Origin of the sequence: Leisingera sp. M658, from assembly GCF_025144145.1 — a bacterium.
Taxonomy (GTDB): domain Bacteria; phylum Pseudomonadota; class Alphaproteobacteria; order Rhodobacterales; family Rhodobacteraceae; genus Leisingera.
Genome location: NZ_CP083546.1, coordinates 54,993 through 70,000 on the forward strand (window position 1 = coordinate 54,993; position 15,008 = coordinate 70,000).

Genomic DNA, 15,008 nt, shown 5'->3' on the forward strand with positions numbered 1-15,008 from the left:
CTGTGACTGCCGTAAAATGACTGCCGCGAATGACCCTATAAAGTATGCCCTCAACGGGCGCCGCAGCGGTGGAAGGAGCCGCGGTGGTGTTTTTGCCGTTCTGGCCTGGGCAGTGGCCCTGTCTTGCGTGCTGCCGATGCTGGCGGTGGCGCTGGCAGCGGCATTCGGCGGGACGGAGACGATCAGCCATCTGGCGGCCACGGTGCTGCCAGGATATTCGCTGACGACACTGGCACTGGTCGCGCTGGTCGCGCTTGGCACATTTGCAATCGGCACCGGTGCTGCCTGGCTGGTGACCATGACGCGCTTTCCCGGCGCACGGTTTCTGGAAATCGCTCTGGTCCTGCCGCTGGCGTTTCCGGCCTATGTTCTGGCCTATGCCTATACCCATATTCTGGACCACCCCGGTTTCGTGCAGGCCACGCTGCGGGATGTGACCGGCTGGGGGCCGCGGGACTACTGGTTCCCTGAGATCCGCTCTACAGGCGGGGCAGCGGCGATGCTGGTTCTGGTGCTTTACCCTTATGTTTACCTGCTGGCGCGGGCGGCGTTTCTGCAGCAGAGCGCGGGCGCTTTTCTGGCGGCACGGGCGTTGGGCAAGAACGCCTGGCAGGCATTCTGGATGGTCAGCCTGCCGATGGCGCGGCCGGCAATCGCCTCGGGCGTGCTGCTGGCGGTGATGGAGACCATCGCGGATTTCGGCACGGTCTCCTATTTTGGCGTGCAGACATTTGCCACCGGGATTTACACCAGCTGGTTTTCGCTGGGCGACCGGGGCGGCGCGGCGCAGCTGGCTCTGTGCCTGTTGGGCTTTGCTCTGACGCTCGCCGTAGCGGAGCGGGCGACACGGGGGCGGGCGAAGTATCATCACGCGGGCAAGCATCATAACCAGATGCCGCCGGCCGAGCTGAAGGGGCTCCAGGCAGCGGTCGCGGCCTTCTTCTGCGCGGTGCCGGTGGTGCTGGGATTTTTGCTGCCTGTGGCGGTGCTGTTCCTGATGAGTTTTGAGTCTGAGCAGAACCTGTTCAGCCGGCGCTATATCGATTTTACTGCCAACTCGATCACTTTGGCGGCAATTGCTGCAGTTCTGACCGTGGCAGCCGCAGTGTGCCTTGGCTTTTACCAGCGGCTGCGGCCAGGGCAGGTGTCCTCAACCGCGGCCTATTTTGCGCGGCTGGGCTATGCGGTGCCAGGCGGGGTGATCGCGGTGGGGCTGATCGTGCCATTTGCCGCCTTTGACAACGCGCTGGATGCTTGGATGCGGGAGAGTTTCGGCATCCGCACCGGGCTGCTGGTGACAGGATCGATCTGGCTGCTGGTCGCGGCTTACGGCGTGCGGTTCATGGCCGCCGCGCTTGGCGCTTATGAGGGCGGTCAGGCCACTATGCATTCCAACATGGATGCGGCGGCGCGCTCCTTGGGGCAGGGGCCGCTTGGGATGCTGCGCCGGGTGCATCTGCCGATCCTGACGCCCAGCCTGCTGACTGCGCTGCTGATTGTGTTTGTCGATGTGATGAAAGAGCTGCCCGCGACGCTGATAATGCGGCCGTTCAATTTCGACACGCTGGCGGTGCAGGCGCACCGGCTGGCGGCGGATGAGCGGCTGGAGGGCGCCGCAGTGCCTTCGCTGGTGATCATGGCGGTGGGGCTGCTGCCGGTGATACTGATCTGCCGTCAGGTGGGCCGGCGGCGCTAGGTGCAAGAATTTTGAAAAATTCTTGCCAAGAAAATTTGAATTTTCTTAGCCCGGGTGCAGCTTAGGCTGCCCACCAGGCTTCAATCTCATCGCGGGAAATCCGGTTTGCCGGACCCAAGCCCACCAGCACGGTTTCCTCAGCCTCACAGCGTTTGGCTTCAACATGGCGGCCTACGACATGCAGCTCATATGCGCCGCCGGAGGTCAGCACAAAGCCTTTCATCCGGTAAAGCCCCGCAGGCCGGGCCGCCAGCTTGTTTCCCAGGGCACGGCGGTCCAGAACATCGTTGCTGCGGTGCTGCCAGGTGGTATAGGCGGGATGTGCGGCAACAGCGGCGCCCTTGGGCAGCGGCACCACGTCGAACAGCAGTTCGGCCACGGGCGACCCATTCAGCACGGTAGGAGTGCGGGCGCCGGCCTTCGCCAGCAAGGCGGAGACCGTCTGGTTCATGCCATCGCATTTGGAGACGATCACCAGATCAGCGGCGCGGATTTGCTGCTCCGCCTGCGGTGCAACCAGCGGGTCGTTCAGCAGGGTTCCGGCATTTTCTGCATCCACCAGAGTGACGATGCCGCCATAACTCAGCCCTCGTTCATTCAGAACCGAATTGGCGATGGCGACCGGGTCGGAAATGCCGCTGGCCTCGATGACCAGATGATCCGGACGGCCTGGCCGGTTCAGGATTTCGCGCAACGCGAGAGACAAGTCATCGCCCATGGTGCAGCAGGCACAGCCATTGGTGAGAGCAATCGTGCCGCCAGAAGTGTCCTGGATCAGGGCGTCATCAATGTTGATTGCACCAAAATCATTCACGATCACGGTCAGTTTCAATCCGTGATCTTCGGCTAAAAGGCGGTTGATTAACGTGGTCTTGCCAGCGCCCAGATAGCCGCTGATTATCGTTACCGGCAACCGGTTCATACGCTCTGTTCCTCCAGAGCGCGGAAAGCTCTCGACTGCATGATTCCCCCCGAAATTCAAGATGCGGGAATCTATAGGCCGGTGGCCCGAACGGGTCTAGCAAAAGCTCTGTCAGCTTCAATCTTTCGTCAGGGGACGTGCCTGTGTTTCTGTGGAACCAGCAGCTGTAAAAAAAGCGCGGCCCAAGCCGCGCTTTTTACGTGTTGGCTGACGGCTGGACTTACTTCCAGCCAGCGTTGTTGAAGATCTTCTGTGCTTCGGGAAGATTCTTTGCAACGTCCGAAAGGCTCACGTCATCCGGCTTGAAGTGGCCAAGCGCTGCGATCGAGGGGGCCAGACCGACACCGGGCACCGCCGGGTATTCGTCATTCCCGGCCGAGAAATACGCTTGGGCGGAATCACCGGCGAGATATTCCAGGAACTGGATGGCGTTTTCCTTGTTCGGCGCATGGGCTGCCACACCGCCGCCCGAGAGGTTCATATGCGCGCCTTCTGTGTTCTGCGAGGGAAACAGCCAGCCGATCTGATCGCGGCCGTCCGAGATGCCCTTGACGTTTTTGCGGATCGAACGTGCGAAGTAGTAGGTGTTGGCCACCGCGATATCGCATTCGCCTGAGATGATGCCGCGCATCTGGTCAGTGTCGCCGCCCTGCGGGTCGCGGGCCATGTTGGCGACGACGCCCTCAGCCCATTCCCGGGCTTTTTCGGTGCCGTGGTGAGTCACGATCGAGGCCAAAAGGGTCTGGTTGTAAGTGTTCTTGGAAGAGCGGATGCAGACCTGGCCTTTGTATGCGGGGTCTGCCAGATCCAGATAGGTGAGCGGCGGGTTGGCCACTTCATCCTTGTCATAGAAGATGATCCGTGAGCGTTGGCTGAAGCCGAACCACTGATTGTCCTCATCCTGCAGATAGGCGGGCACGCGGGCTTCCAGTACATCGCTGTCGATGCTTTGCAGCACACCGGCGTCCTTGGCGCGGGTCAGACGCGAGGTGTCGACGGTGATCAGGATGTCGGCAGGGGAATTCTCACCTTCGGCGTTCATCCGGGCGATCAGCTCGTCCGCGTTGCCTTCGATGCGGTTGATGGTGATGCCGGTGGCCGCTTCGAATTCCGAATAGAGCTGTTCGTCGGTGTCATAGTGGCGCGACGAATAGATGTTCAGCTCGCCTTCGGCGGCAGCTGAGGTGGCAATGGCAGCGGTCAGGGCGCCGGCCAGTACGGTGGTGGCTTTCAGCATTGTATGTCCCGTTCTTCTGTGGCTTTTATTCTGACTGAAATAGTCAATTAAAGCAATTGACAGAAGATGCAACGAATTTCTGACTGAAATACTTGGTGAGTTCCCGGCCTGGGCTGACGGCAACTGAGAGCAGGCGGCAGGAGCTAAAGAGGAGGGGCAAATGCCGGGGCGCGCTCCCGCCTGTCGCCGGACTTTTGGCAAAGCCCGCACCGGTTGGGCGTGGCACCGCGCCATGCACGGTGCCACGCCCAAGGCCGCGAAGACTCGCCCGGTTTTGGCCGGGGGATCTGCGGGCGCGGGAGCGTTTGCCTGTGTCTTTTCCGGAAACCGCAGCTGCCAAACGCAAAAAAACCGCATCAGGTGATGCGGTTTTCTGCGTGTCGCTGTATCGGATCTTAGCCCTGGCGCGCTTTGAACTTGCGCTGGGTCTTGTTGATCACGTAAACGCGGCCCTTGCGGCGCACAACCCGGCAATCGCGGTGCCGGTTCTTCAGCGAACGGAGCGAGTTCTTGACCTTCATGGTCTCTCTCCTTGTCTGCGGCGCGAACCAGCGCCTGGGTTAGCGGGTGGCCTGGCCGGAGCCGAAGCCGTGAATGAATGGTGGGCGATACAAGGATCGAACTTGTGACCCCTTCGATGTCAACGAAGTGCTCTACCGCTGAGCTAATCGCCCACTCTGGCCTGCGCGCCGTCCTGCCCCTTAGAAGTGAAAGGGGCGCGGGATGCCGCGCCGGTGAGGGGGTCTATAAATAGAGTCGCTCAGGGGTGCAAGAGCTTTTGACCGCAGAAATTTCCGCGATATGCTGTTTCTTGCACAAGAAGCACCGGAGCAAGGATGCCTGATACAGCGTTTTCCGTGATTTCACCGCAGAAACTGGCGTCCGCCGTGGTTTTTGCCTCTCCGCACAGCGGCACGGACTATTCCGATTCCTTTCTTGCCCAGTCGATTCTGGGACGGAGAGAGATCCGCAGCTCGGAGGACGCCTTTGTTGACCGGCTCTTCCAGGCCGCGCCAGAATTTGGATCGCCGCTGCTGATGGCAGTCAAGCCGCGTGCCTATCTGGATCTGAACCGGTCTCCGGATGAGCTGGATCCGGCGGTGATCGAAGGGGTGCAGCGGCGCGGGCAGAACCCGCGGGTGGCTTCGGGCCTTGGGGTGATTCCCCGGGTGGTGGCCAATGGCCGTGCCATTTACCGCGGCAAACTGCCGGCGGCGGAAGCTGAGCAGCGGATCAGATGCTGCTGGCACCCCTACCACCAGGCGCTGAAGGGGCTTCTGGAGCAGGCGCATCAGCATTTCGGCCAAGCGATCCTGGTCGATTGCCATTCGATGCCGCATGAGGCGATCGACACCATGGTTCCCTGCAAAGGCGGCAAACCCGAGGTGGTACTGGGCGACCGCTTCGGCGCCGCAGCCGATAGCAGCGTTGTGGACCGGATCGAGGCTGCCTTTGCAGCGGCCGGGCTGAACGTCGCCCGCAATACGCCGTTTGCCGGGGCCTATATCGCCCAGACCTATGGCCGCCCATCGCGGCGGCAGCACGCGGTTCAGATCGAAATAGACCGGGCACTGTATATGGATGAAGCTAAAATCCGTCCCAACGGGAACTTTGAACCGCTGCAGCAGCTGTTGCGCCAAGTGATTGCCGAGATTGCGGCGATTGGGCGTGAGGAACTGCCGCTGGCGGCGGAGTAAGAAGAAAACGCCTGCGCGGCTCAGCGCAGCGCGCGGCCTTTCAGAATCGCACTATCTCCAAATCGCTTGCGGATGGCGTCGGTGGCGCGTTCTGCCTCGGCCCGCTTGCCGGCCTGCGGATCCAGCAGGTCGCCGGTTTCGTCGGCTTGCGACTCGGGCACGAGATCAGAGATGCCGCAGCCCAGCAGCCGGTAGGGCCCTTGGTTGCCCGCCTGGTCCAAAAGGTTGCGTGCGGTGCGGTAAATGCGGTCGGCGATCTGGGTGGGACTGTGCAGTGTCACCCGCCGGGTCAATGCGGAATGATTGGCGCGTTTCAGTTTGAGTGTGACAACCCGGCCTGCAAGCTCCCGCGCCTTGGCGCGGTCGGAAACCTGTTCTGCAAGCCGCCACAGATGACCATCCAGAATGTCTATGCTGGCGGTGTCTTCAAAAAACGTGGTTTCCTTGGAAATCGATTTGACGGGGGCATTGGCCGAAACCCGGCGCCGGTCCTGGCCGCGGGCCAGGTGCCAGAGCCGGTCCCCCATCGAGCCGAAGCGGCTGTGCAGGGCCTCGCGGTCCCAACGCAAAAGGTCCGAGAATGTGCGGATGCCCGCCTTTTCCAGACTTGCCTGGGCAGCGGGGCCAATGCCCCAGATCAGCCGCACCGGTTTTTCGCGTAGGAAATCAGCGGTTTCTGCCTTGCCAATCACCGAGAACCCGCGCGGTTTGTCGAGGTCGGATGCAACTTTGGCCAAGAACTTATTATGCGACAGGCCGATGGAACCGGTGACGCCCAATTCGTCCTTCATCCGTTTGACCAGCCGGGCCAGCATCACGGCGGGCGGCGCACCATGCAGTTTTTCGGTGCCGCTGAGGTCCATGAAGGCTTCATCCAGCGACAGCGGCTCCACCTCAGGGGTGAGCTCGTTCATCAACTTGCGGATTTCGCGGCTGACCTCGACGTAGACGCTCATCCGCGGTTTGATGAACACTGCATCGGGGCAGAGTTTCAAGGCCTGGAACGTTGGCATGGCCGAGCGCACTCCGCGGATGCGGGCGACGTAACAGGCGGTGGACACCACACCGCGTTTGCCGCCCCCGATGATCACCGGCTTGGCGGCCAGTTCTGGATTGTCGCGCTTTTCGACGCTGGCATAAAAGGCATCGCAGTCCATATGGGCGATGGTGAGGGAAAACAGCTCTGCATGCGTCTTGATCCGCGGGCTGCCGCAATGCGGACAGCGCCGGGCAGGGGCAATCTGGCTCAGGCAGTCTCGGCACAGGGCATGCATGGCGGGCAAGGATTCTGCTGGATCAAGGGACGGGCTAGTATAGCTTGCGGCGGAGGCCTTGTCTTTAACGCGGCCCGTGTCCAAGTGACAGATCATGGCACGAGCAGACGAAGATTTTTCAGGTGCAAAGCCGGCTCTTTTTCTGGGGCAAGAATTGCTGGGGATCCAGCGGGACGACAAGCGGGATACCCCATACCCCGGGTTTTGGGACCTGCCGGGCGACGGGCGCGAAGGCGGCAAAAGTCCCGAAGCCTGCGCGCTGCGGGAGACCCGGGAAGAAGTTGGCCTAATGCTGCCGCCAGACAGGTGAAATTCGGAGAGGAGGGGCAGGGAGGGGCGATTATGCCGCGGAATACCTAAAGCGCGCACTCGTTGGCGGTGCCGCATCTTGCCGGACGACTAAGGCACTGCCTTGCGGAGCGGGCGGTTTGCATGGGGCTGAAAGAAAGATCCCCCGCTAATTAGCGGGGGGAGGTGACGGGTCTCAGGAAGAAAAGCCCGTCTGGGGAGTGTCTCAAGTCCTAGACTCGCTCAGTCGGCGGTAATTCGCAAAGTCCGCGGCAGCGGGCAGAGTTTGCGGGGCTGCGTGGTGTGCTTTTGAAGGCACAGGGCAATTTGGCGCAGATTCTGCCGCTCCCGGCGGATTTATCAGTGAAAAGAATTGCTTGACGTGGCGTCACTATACTTTTGAACCATGGCTCCCACTGGCGGATTGTGCATGGCGCAAAAGATTTATTCCCGCCTAATTTTTAGGCATGAAGGCACGGGAAGCGTTTGCAGCGCAGGCAGCCTGTGGATGTTCGGTATTAATCCTGCACGCCGGCCAGCTCAGCCAGGATGGCTTCGGCTGCGGCGCGGGGGCTGTTTGCCTGCCAGATCGGACGGCCAACAACGATATGGTCAGCACCGTCAACAATAGCGCTCGCAGGTGTCGCGACCCGTTTTTGGTCGCCGAGGTCGGCACCGGCGGGGCGGACGCCGGGGGTGACGATCAGCTTGCCTTCGGCTTCGGGCAGGGCGCGGATCAAGGCCGCTTCCTGCGGGCTGGCGATCACCCCGTCGGCGCCGGCGGCAAAGGCGTTGCCTGCGCGTTCCAGTACCAGATCCTGCACCGCACCCTCTTTGATCAGAGCACCGTCCAAGTCCTGGCGGTCCAGTGAGGTGAGGATGGTGACGGCAAGGATCTTGAGGTCCTTGCCGGCAGCGCCTTCCTTGGCCGCCTGCACAACGTAAGGGTCGCCATGAACGGTGAGGAAATCGAGATTGAACTGGGCCAGACCGCGCACCGCATTTTCCACGGTGGCGCCGATGTCGAACAGCTTCATGTCGAGGAAGATACGCTTGCCGTGCTCCTGCTTCAGCTCATTTGCCAGCGCCAGACCGCCTCCGGTCAGCATGCCTAGGCCGATCTTGTAGAAGGAGACCGCATCTCCCAGCTGTTCGGCCAGCTTCAGGCCATTCAGCGCGTTGGGGACATCCATGGCAACAATCAGACGGTCGTCGGCGCGCGGGGCTTGGGTCATGGTGGGTCCTCATTTGGCAGGCGGGTTTGGCTGGAAACTGGCGTTTCATACGCAAGGGGCTTCGGTTGGGCAAGGTGCAGACGGGGCTCCCGCAACTGAAGCTGCCCCCATGCGGGGGCAGAATACAGTTTTGGGCCCGGCGCCGCACTGGCGCGCGGCGCGGTCACTCCTGTGGCGCCGGGGAAGTTGACGCAGGTCAGGGATTTGCTCATCTTTTCGGTGTTTACTGATCTTGAAGCGGCTGGTTTGCTTCCCACATTGAACCTTGAGGCCCGGACAGGGGCGTGCCGCAGGGCGGGCGCTGCCAAACATCGGGCGCTTGATAAAGGAGAGCAAGATGGACTTGAACAAGTTCACTGAGCGTGCACGCGGATTCGTGCAGGCGGCGCAGACGATTGCGATGCGCGAAGGGCATCAGCGGCTGGTGCCAGAGCACATTCTGAAAGCATTGATGGATGATGATCAGGGGCTGGCGGGCAACCTGATCTCCCGCGCGGGCGGCGCTCCGGCGCGCGTGGTTGAGGCTGTCGAGGCTGCTGTTGCCAAGCAGGCGAAGGTGAGCGGAGACGCGGCGCAGATCTATTTGGACGGCCAGACTGCCAAGGTGTTGGACGAGGCTGCCAGGATTGCCGAGAAGGCAGGCGACAGCTTTGTGCCGGTTGAACGCCTGCTGATGGCGCTGTGCATGGTGAAGTCCAAGGCGAAGGACGCCCTGGAAGCCGGTGCTGTCTCTGCGCAGAAGCTGAATGAGGCGATCAATGAAATCCGCAAGGGACGCACCGCTGACTCAGCCACCGCTGAGGAAGGCTATGATGCGCTGAAGAAATACGCCCGTGACCTGACCGAGGCGGCGCGGGAAGGAAAGATCGACCCGATCATCGGGCGGGATGAGGAAATCCGCCGTTCGATGCAGGTGCTGTCGCGCCGGACCAAGAACAATCCGGTGCTGATCGGTGAGCCGGGCGTCGGTAAGACCGCGATTGCCGAGGGCATGGCGCTGCGCATCATCAATGGCGATGTGCCGGAGTCCTTGCGTGACAAGAAGCTGCTGTCGCTGGATATGGGCGCGCTGATTGCCGGTGCGAAGTACCGCGGCGAGTTTGAGGAGCGCCTGAAGGCGGTGCTGACCGAAGTGACCGAAGCCGCCGGTGAGATCATTCTGTTCATCGACGAGATGCACACGCTGGTCGGCGCCGGCAAATCCGACGGCGCGATGGATGCCGCCAACCTGATCAAGCCGGCGCTGGCGCGCGGCGAGCTGCATTGTGTCGGCGCGACCACGCTGGATGAATACCGCAAGTATGTGGAGAAGGACGCGGCGCTGGCCCGCCGGTTCCAGCCGGTGATGGTAACCGAGCCGACGGTGGAAGACACTGTTTCTATCCTGCGCGGCATCAAGGAGAAGTATGAACTGCACCACGGTGTGCGGATTGCCGATGCGGCGCTGGTCGCAGCGGCGACACTGTCGAACCGCTATATCACCGACCGCTTTTTGCCGGATAAGGCCATCGACCTGATGGACGAGGCCGCCAGCCGCCTGCGCATGCAGGTGGATTCCAAGCCCGAGGAATTGGATGCGCTGGACCGGCAGATCCTGCAGATGCAGATTGAGGAAGAGGCGCTGAAGCTTGAGGACGACGCAGCCTCAAAGGACCGGCTAACGACGCTGCAGAAGGAACTGTCGGACCTGCAGGAGCAGTCAGCCGAGATGACCGCTCAGTGGCAGTCGGAACGGGACAAGCTGGCAGGGGCCCGCGACCTGAAAGAGCAGCTGGACCGTGCCCGCGCCGACCTGGACATAGCCAAGCGGGAGGGCAACCTCGCCAAGGCGGGAGAGCTGTCTTATGGCGTCATTCCGGGGCTGGAAAAACAGCTGTCCGATGCCGAGAGCCGTGAAGAAAAGGGCCTGATGGTCGAAGAGGCCGTGCGGCCGGAGCAGATCGCGGCTGTTGTGGAGCGTTGGACCGGTATTCCGACCTCCAAAATGCTGGAGGGCGAGCGTGAGAAGCTGCTGCGCATGGAAGATGATCTGCACCGCCGGGTGATCGGCCAAAACACTGCGGTGACCGCAGTGGCCAATGCTGTACGCCGGGCACGTGCAGGCCTGAACGATGAGAACCGGCCGCTGGGGTCGTTCCTGTTCCTCGGGCCGACCGGTGTTGGCAAGACCGAACTGACCAAGGCGGTTGCCGGTTTCCTGTTCGACGACGAGCACGCGATGGTCCGCGTCGACATGTCCGAGTTCATGGAGAAACACTCGGTCGCCCGGCTGATCGGTGCGCCTCCGGGCTATGTCGGCTATGACGAAGGCGGAATGCTGACAGAGGCCGTGCGCCGCCGCCCCTATCAGGTGGTGCTGTTTGACGAGGTCGAAAAGGCGCATCCGGATGTGTTCAACGTGCTGCTGCAGGTGCTGGACGACGGCATGCTGACCGATGGTCAGGGCCGCACCGTGGACTTCAAGCAGACGCTGATCATCCTGACCTCGAACCTGGGCGCGCAGGCGCTTAGCCAGCTGCCCGAGGGCGCGGATGCCTCGGATGCGCGGCGCGACGTGATGGATGCGGTCAAGGCGCATTTCCGGCCTGAATTCCTGAACCGTCTGGATGAGACCATCATCTTTGACCGTTTGGCGCGGGCGGATATGGACGGCATTGTCGAAATCCAGCTGGCGCGGCTGCTGAAGCGGCTGGCGGCGCGCAAGATCGCGCTGGAGCTGGACGAGGCGGCCAAGACCTGGCTGGCGGATGAAGGCTATGACCCGGTGTTCGGCGCCCGTCCCCTGAAGCGGGTGATCCAGCGCGCCCTGCAAAACCCGCTCGCCGAGGCCCTGCTGGGTGGCGAGATCAAGGACGGCGACACCGTTCCGGTCTCGGCTGGCAGCGAGGGGTTGATCATCGGCGGCCGGCTGGGGACGTCAGAGCGGCCCAGGCCCGACGATGCGGTTGTGCATTAAGGGGAAGTAATAAAGAGGGCCCGCCAGCGATGGCGGGCCTTTGTCATGAATGGGAGCGCCTTACAGCTCCTGTCGGCGTGCGCCCGTCCGGGTGCGCTCCCCCGCCAGGATCAGGCAATAGTCCTCGCCTTCCAGTACCAGTTGGCTGATTGAAGACCGGTTGCGGCGCATGCCCAAAAGGTAGTCACGCGTGCCGGACTTGCGGAGCCTCACGGTATGGAAACGGATCTCCGTGGGTGCCGTCGCAGCAATCGCCGGCGAAAACCAAGTCGCCGCGGCGGCAGCGGCTGTGCAGCTAAGGGCCGTGCGGCGCAAAAGGCCTTTGGAACAGCTTGCCATCAGATCGCCAGCCTTTTGTAGTAACGAACCTCTGGCGGCGCGGTCATGAAGGCGGCCAGGCTGGCGAGGACACCGTTTTCGGTAATGGCCTGGATATAGGCGGCGTGGTGCTGTTTTGAGAGCCATTCCTCAACAATCAGCAGGCCGCGTGTTTCCTCATCATAATAAAGTGTGACCGACAGGGCGCCGTCAAAGCCGCGGACAGCCGCTTATGTGGCCAGGGCGTTTCAGGATCACGATTTGCACACTGGTGACCTTGCAGCATTGTCCGGCCGCTCTGTTCCGACATTCAACCGGGAGTTCCGGCGTATTTTTGGTGCGTCGCCAGCGCAATGGCGCAAGCAACGCAAGCTGGATCAGGCCAAGGGGTTGCTGGAAAACACCGGAGAGGCGGTCACCGGCATCGGGCTGGCCGTCGGCTATGACAGCACGTCCCACTTTATCAGCGCATTTAAAAAGCAGTTCGGAAAGACCCCGGGTCAGTTCCGGGCGGCTATTGCCGCAGCTGACCCGTAGTCCCAGGGATGCAGCCTCACTGTGCTACCGCGTCCTTGGCCACCCGCCGTTCATATTTGCGGCGCAGGACTTGCAGGCGGGGTTCCCAATTGTAGCGTCCGTCTTCGGCAGTGGCGGACCAGAACAGCTTGCCGCCATAGCGCCAGGGGTCAAGCACGATGCCCTCATTTATTCCGTCGCCTTTGGCGGCGATCACCGCAGTGCTGTGGTCGATGCGGAAATCGTTTTTAGGTTCGGCAATGGCGCGCAGCATCGTGAGCGTTTGGAAGTTCTCCTGGCTAAGCCGCGCCTGCATGTCCTCGGCATAATGCACGCAAAGGCCGCGGTCCTTGACCCCGGTGTTCACCATCGTGTTGTGCAGGATCGGCGAGGTGGTGACATTATACTGCTCGGCCAGCCTGGCGGAGTAGCTGTAGGCGATCTCGGCCGCACGGCGAGCCTCAACCGGGTCCACTTTCGGATCTAGGGTTTGCAGGGCCAGCGAGAGTTCTTGGACATCGTTCTTGGTCGCCGCGGGGCCGGTGGCGCAGCCAGCCAGCGTGGCGGCTGCCAGCATCATCAGGTAAGCAAAAAGGGATTTCATCATGGTCTGCCCGTGCCGGAATTTCAGTTTCCGGTCAGCATAGTGAAAACGCGCAGGCAGTGCAGCGGGGAATTTTCCGGCCAAGGGTACTCCGGAGCCTACTCCTCGATCGCCTCCTGCACGATGCCGTCCAGCAGATCGTGGATCACCTGCATCTCGCCCTCGGGGAAGGCGCGAAAGCCGATGGTGACGTCTTCTGCGCCAGGAGGCTGGGCCACGAATATGTCATAAGGGCAGAAGGTGATGTTCATCGGGTTGGCCTCCATCACCTGGCGCGACAGTTTGGCGGAGCAGAAAGAAAAGACCTGCGCATGTTCAAACAGCATAATATCCGAGCCGACATCGGCGCGGGTGCGTTCCAGCATGTCGCCCACATGGCTGATGTGGTCGATCCGCAGGCCCCGGTTGGTGATGGCGCTTTCAAGCCCGAAGGTTACGTCATCAAAGGGCAGGGGGGTGGTGTAGCTCACCATGTCCTGCGCCGCAGCCGTGCCGGTGCTGAGGGCAAGGGCGGCTGCAACTGCATACATCTTCATCGGGCATCTCCCTGGTGATTGCTGATCCGCGCGTGCTGCCCTGCAGGGCCGTGCGCTAACATATTACATTTTTTGCATGAGATGGGGGCAACCGCCACCGGAAAGTTTCCGCATAGCCGGTTCAGGCGCCGCGCCGCTGAAAGCCTCTTTTGTTTACGCGGAATGAAGAAGGCTGTGCAACGTTACAGTTCTCTCGCGCAGTCGTTACAGGATATGTTTTGGGTTTTGCGCACGGGACCGTTACCTGAAAGGGAGCAGTAAACTCAGGAGACGCAGATGGCGCGCCGCTGGACCAATGATTTGACCCTTGCAGATGCAACCCCGGAGGCTGCGTTCTGGAATCGCCGCCAGATCATGGCGGGGCTGGCAGGCAGCGGGCTGGCCGCGGCGCTGGGCACCGGCGTGCGTGCGGAGGAGGCGTTGGAGCCCAATACTTGGGAAGAGGTGACCAACTACTGCAACTTCTATGAATTCGGCACCGGCAAAGGCGACCCGTCCAAATACGCGGACCGGATGACAACCACGCCCTGGAGCGTCAAGATTGACGGTTTGGTGGACAAGCCGGGTGATTATTCCTTTGAGCAGATCCTGGGCGAAATGACACTGGAAGAGCGTATCTACCGTTTCCGCTGTGTCGAGGCCTGGTCCATGGTGGTGCCCTGGCAAGGATTCGAACTTGCCGATTTGCTGAATTTTGCAGGCGTGCAAGACGGCGCCAAATACGTTGCATTTGAGACGCTGTACCGGTCGTCTGAAATGCCGGGCACCGCCTATAAGGTGCTGGACTGGCCTTATCGTGAAGGGCTGCGCCTGGATGAGGCGATGAACCCGCTGACGATGATGGCAACAGGTATCTTCGGTAAACCGCTGCCCAGCCAGAACGGCGCACCGCTGCGGCTGGTGGTTCCATGGAAGTACGGTTTCAAGTCGATCAAGTCCGTCGTGCGCATCACCCTGACGGATCAGGAGCCGCCGACCAGCTGGAATATGGCCAATGGCCGGGAATACGGCTTCTATAGTAATGTGAACCCCGATGTCTCGCATCCGCGTTGGAGCCAGGCCAGCGAGCGCCGCATCGGCGGTGGGCTGTTCGCCAAGCGCCAGCCGACGCTGATGTTCAATGGCTACGGGAACGAAGTGGCCGCCCTGTATGACGGGATGGACCTTGCCCGGCACTTCTGACCGGAGCCGCCTGATGGACACGGTAAACCAGTTTTTCCGCCGCTTTCCAGTCTGGGCAGTTTATCTGCTCGGGGCACTGCCTGCGATCTGGCTCTTTTACCTCGGCCTCACTGGCGGCCTGGGGGTAGAGCCGATCAAGGCGCTGGAGCATGAATATGGCGAACTGGCGCTGCAGCTGATGGTTCTGACACTTTCCATTTCCCCGATGCGCCGGCTGCTGGGATTGAACCTGATGAAGTTCCGCCGGTCGATCGGCCTGCTGTGCTTCTTCTATGTGTCTTGCCATTTGCTGGTCTGGCTGGTGCTGGATGTCCAGATCCTTGGCCAGATCCTCGCTGATATTGCCAAGCGTCCGTATATCACCATCGGTATGGCGGGCTTTGTCCTGATGCTGCCGCTGGCTTTGACCTCCAACAATTTCTCTGTCCGGCGGCTGGGGCGTTCCTGGTTGCGGTTGCACAGGCTGACCTATGCGGCAGGTCTTCTAGGGGCGCTGCACTATGTAATGCTAGTGAAAGGCTTCCAAGTTGAACCGCTGTTCTATCTT

General features: G+C 61.4%; 15 protein-coding genes and 1 tRNA gene (1 of these 16 only partly in view). 7 read left to right on the top strand and 9 right to left on the bottom strand.

Annotation, left to right across the window (positions count from 1 at the left end; translation table 11 throughout):
* The first annotated feature begins 16 nt into the window (after window positions 1-16).
* On the top strand, window positions 17-1,696 hold the full coding sequence (locus K3724_RS00265) for an iron ABC transporter permease (protein ID WP_259989027.1): 1,680 nt from the start codon (window positions 17-19) through the stop codon (window positions 1,694-1,696).
* A 61-nt stretch (window positions 1,697-1,757) separates the two neighbouring features.
* Here K3724_RS00265 and K3724_RS00270 read toward each other — a convergent pair whose 3' ends face one another.
* From K3724_RS00270 to K3724_RS00285, 4 genes are all read right to left on the bottom strand, one after another.
* The gene (locus K3724_RS00270) at window positions 1,758-2,618 is read right to left on the bottom strand and encodes a GTP-binding protein (protein ID WP_259989029.1); all 861 of its coding nucleotides are present in this window, start codon (window positions 2,616-2,618) and stop codon (window positions 1,758-1,760) included.
* A gap of 220 nt (window positions 2,619-2,838) precedes the next feature.
* Window positions 2,839-3,855, bottom strand: coding sequence for a Fe(3+) ABC transporter substrate-binding protein (locus K3724_RS00275; RefSeq protein WP_259989031.1), 1,017 nt, complete (start codon window positions 3,853-3,855; stop codon window positions 2,839-2,841).
* A 395-nt stretch (window positions 3,856-4,250) separates the two neighbouring features.
* A complete protein-coding gene (gene ykgO, locus K3724_RS00280) occupies window positions 4,251-4,376 on the bottom strand; it encodes a type B 50S ribosomal protein L36 (RefSeq protein ID WP_005648635.1) in 126 nt (41 codons plus the stop codon).
* A gap of 78 nt (window positions 4,377-4,454) precedes the next feature.
* Window positions 4,455-4,529, bottom strand: a tRNA-Val gene (locus K3724_RS00285).
* Window positions 4,530-4,691: 162 nt separating this feature from the next.
* Here K3724_RS00285 and K3724_RS00290 point away from each other — a divergent pair.
* Window positions 4,692-5,552, top strand: a complete 861-nt coding sequence (locus K3724_RS00290) for an N-formylglutamate amidohydrolase (protein WP_259989033.1) — start codon at window positions 4,692-4,694, stop codon at window positions 5,550-5,552.
* 20 nt (window positions 5,553-5,572) lie between these two features.
* Here K3724_RS00290 and K3724_RS00295 read toward each other — a convergent pair whose 3' ends face one another.
* Window positions 5,573-6,826 (bottom strand): DNA polymerase IV, encoded by a 1,254-nt coding sequence (locus tag K3724_RS00295; RefSeq protein ID WP_259989035.1) that lies wholly within the window; start codon window positions 6,824-6,826, stop codon window positions 5,573-5,575.
* Window positions 6,827-6,920: 94 nt separating this feature from the next.
* On the opposite strand from K3724_RS00295, the gene K3724_RS23780 reads away from it, so the two are divergent.
* The gene (locus K3724_RS23780) at window positions 6,921-7,136 is read left to right on the top strand and encodes an NUDIX domain-containing protein (RefSeq protein WP_311200006.1); all 216 of its coding nucleotides are present in this window, start codon (window positions 6,921-6,923) and stop codon (window positions 7,134-7,136) included.
* A 496-nt stretch (window positions 7,137-7,632) separates the two neighbouring features.
* On the opposite strand, the gene pyrF is transcribed toward K3724_RS23780, so the two are convergent.
* Window positions 7,633-8,349, bottom strand: a complete 717-nt coding sequence (pyrF, locus tag K3724_RS00305) for an orotidine-5'-phosphate decarboxylase (RefSeq protein WP_259989037.1) — start codon at window positions 8,347-8,349, stop codon at window positions 7,633-7,635.
* Between the two features lie 337 nt (window positions 8,350-8,686).
* Here pyrF and clpB point away from each other — a divergent pair, with 337 nt between their 5' ends.
* Entirely contained in the window at window positions 8,687-11,305 is a 2,619-nt protein-coding gene (clpB, locus tag K3724_RS00310; protein WP_259989039.1) for an ATP-dependent chaperone ClpB, read from the top strand.
* Window positions 11,306-11,365: 60 nt separating this feature from the next.
* Here the strand turns inward: clpB and K3724_RS00315 are convergent, their stop codons facing one another.
* Window positions 11,366-11,518 (bottom strand): hypothetical protein, encoded by a 153-nt coding sequence (locus tag K3724_RS00315; RefSeq protein ID WP_259989041.1) that lies wholly within the window; start codon window positions 11,516-11,518, stop codon window positions 11,366-11,368.
* Window positions 11,519-11,815: 297 nt separating this feature from the next.
* Between K3724_RS00315 and K3724_RS00320 the strand changes: the two genes are divergently transcribed.
* Window positions 11,816-12,160, top strand: a complete 345-nt coding sequence (locus K3724_RS00320; protein ID WP_259989043.1) for a helix-turn-helix transcriptional regulator — start codon at window positions 11,816-11,818, stop codon at window positions 12,158-12,160.
* A gap of 16 nt (window positions 12,161-12,176) precedes the next feature.
* Here the strand turns inward: K3724_RS00320 and K3724_RS00325 are convergent, their stop codons facing one another.
* Together K3724_RS00325 and K3724_RS00330 are read right to left on the bottom strand one after the other, a co-directional pair.
* A complete protein-coding gene (locus K3724_RS00325; protein WP_259992722.1) occupies window positions 12,177-12,743 on the bottom strand; it encodes a hypothetical protein in 567 nt (188 codons plus the stop codon).
* A 98-nt stretch (window positions 12,744-12,841) separates the two neighbouring features.
* Complete coding sequence (locus K3724_RS00330; protein ID WP_259989045.1) at window positions 12,842-13,279, bottom strand: DUF302 domain-containing protein; 438 nt, start codon at window positions 13,277-13,279, stop codon at window positions 12,842-12,844.
* A gap of 276 nt (window positions 13,280-13,555) precedes the next feature.
* Between K3724_RS00330 and msrP the strand changes: the two genes are divergently transcribed.
* Window positions 13,556-14,461: a protein-methionine-sulfoxide reductase catalytic subunit MsrP gene (gene msrP, locus K3724_RS00335; protein WP_259989047.1), complete on the top strand. Its 906-nt coding sequence runs from the start codon at window positions 13,556-13,558 to the stop codon at window positions 14,459-14,461.
* 13 nt (window positions 14,462-14,474) lie between these two features.
* On the top strand, window positions 14,475-15,008 hold the 5' portion of the coding sequence (gene msrQ / locus K3724_RS00340) for a protein-methionine-sulfoxide reductase heme-binding subunit MsrQ (RefSeq protein WP_259989049.1). The gene runs 90 nt beyond the window's last position; the window shows 534 of its 624 coding nt (coding positions 1-534); its start codon is at window positions 14,475-14,477; the stop codon falls past the right edge of the window.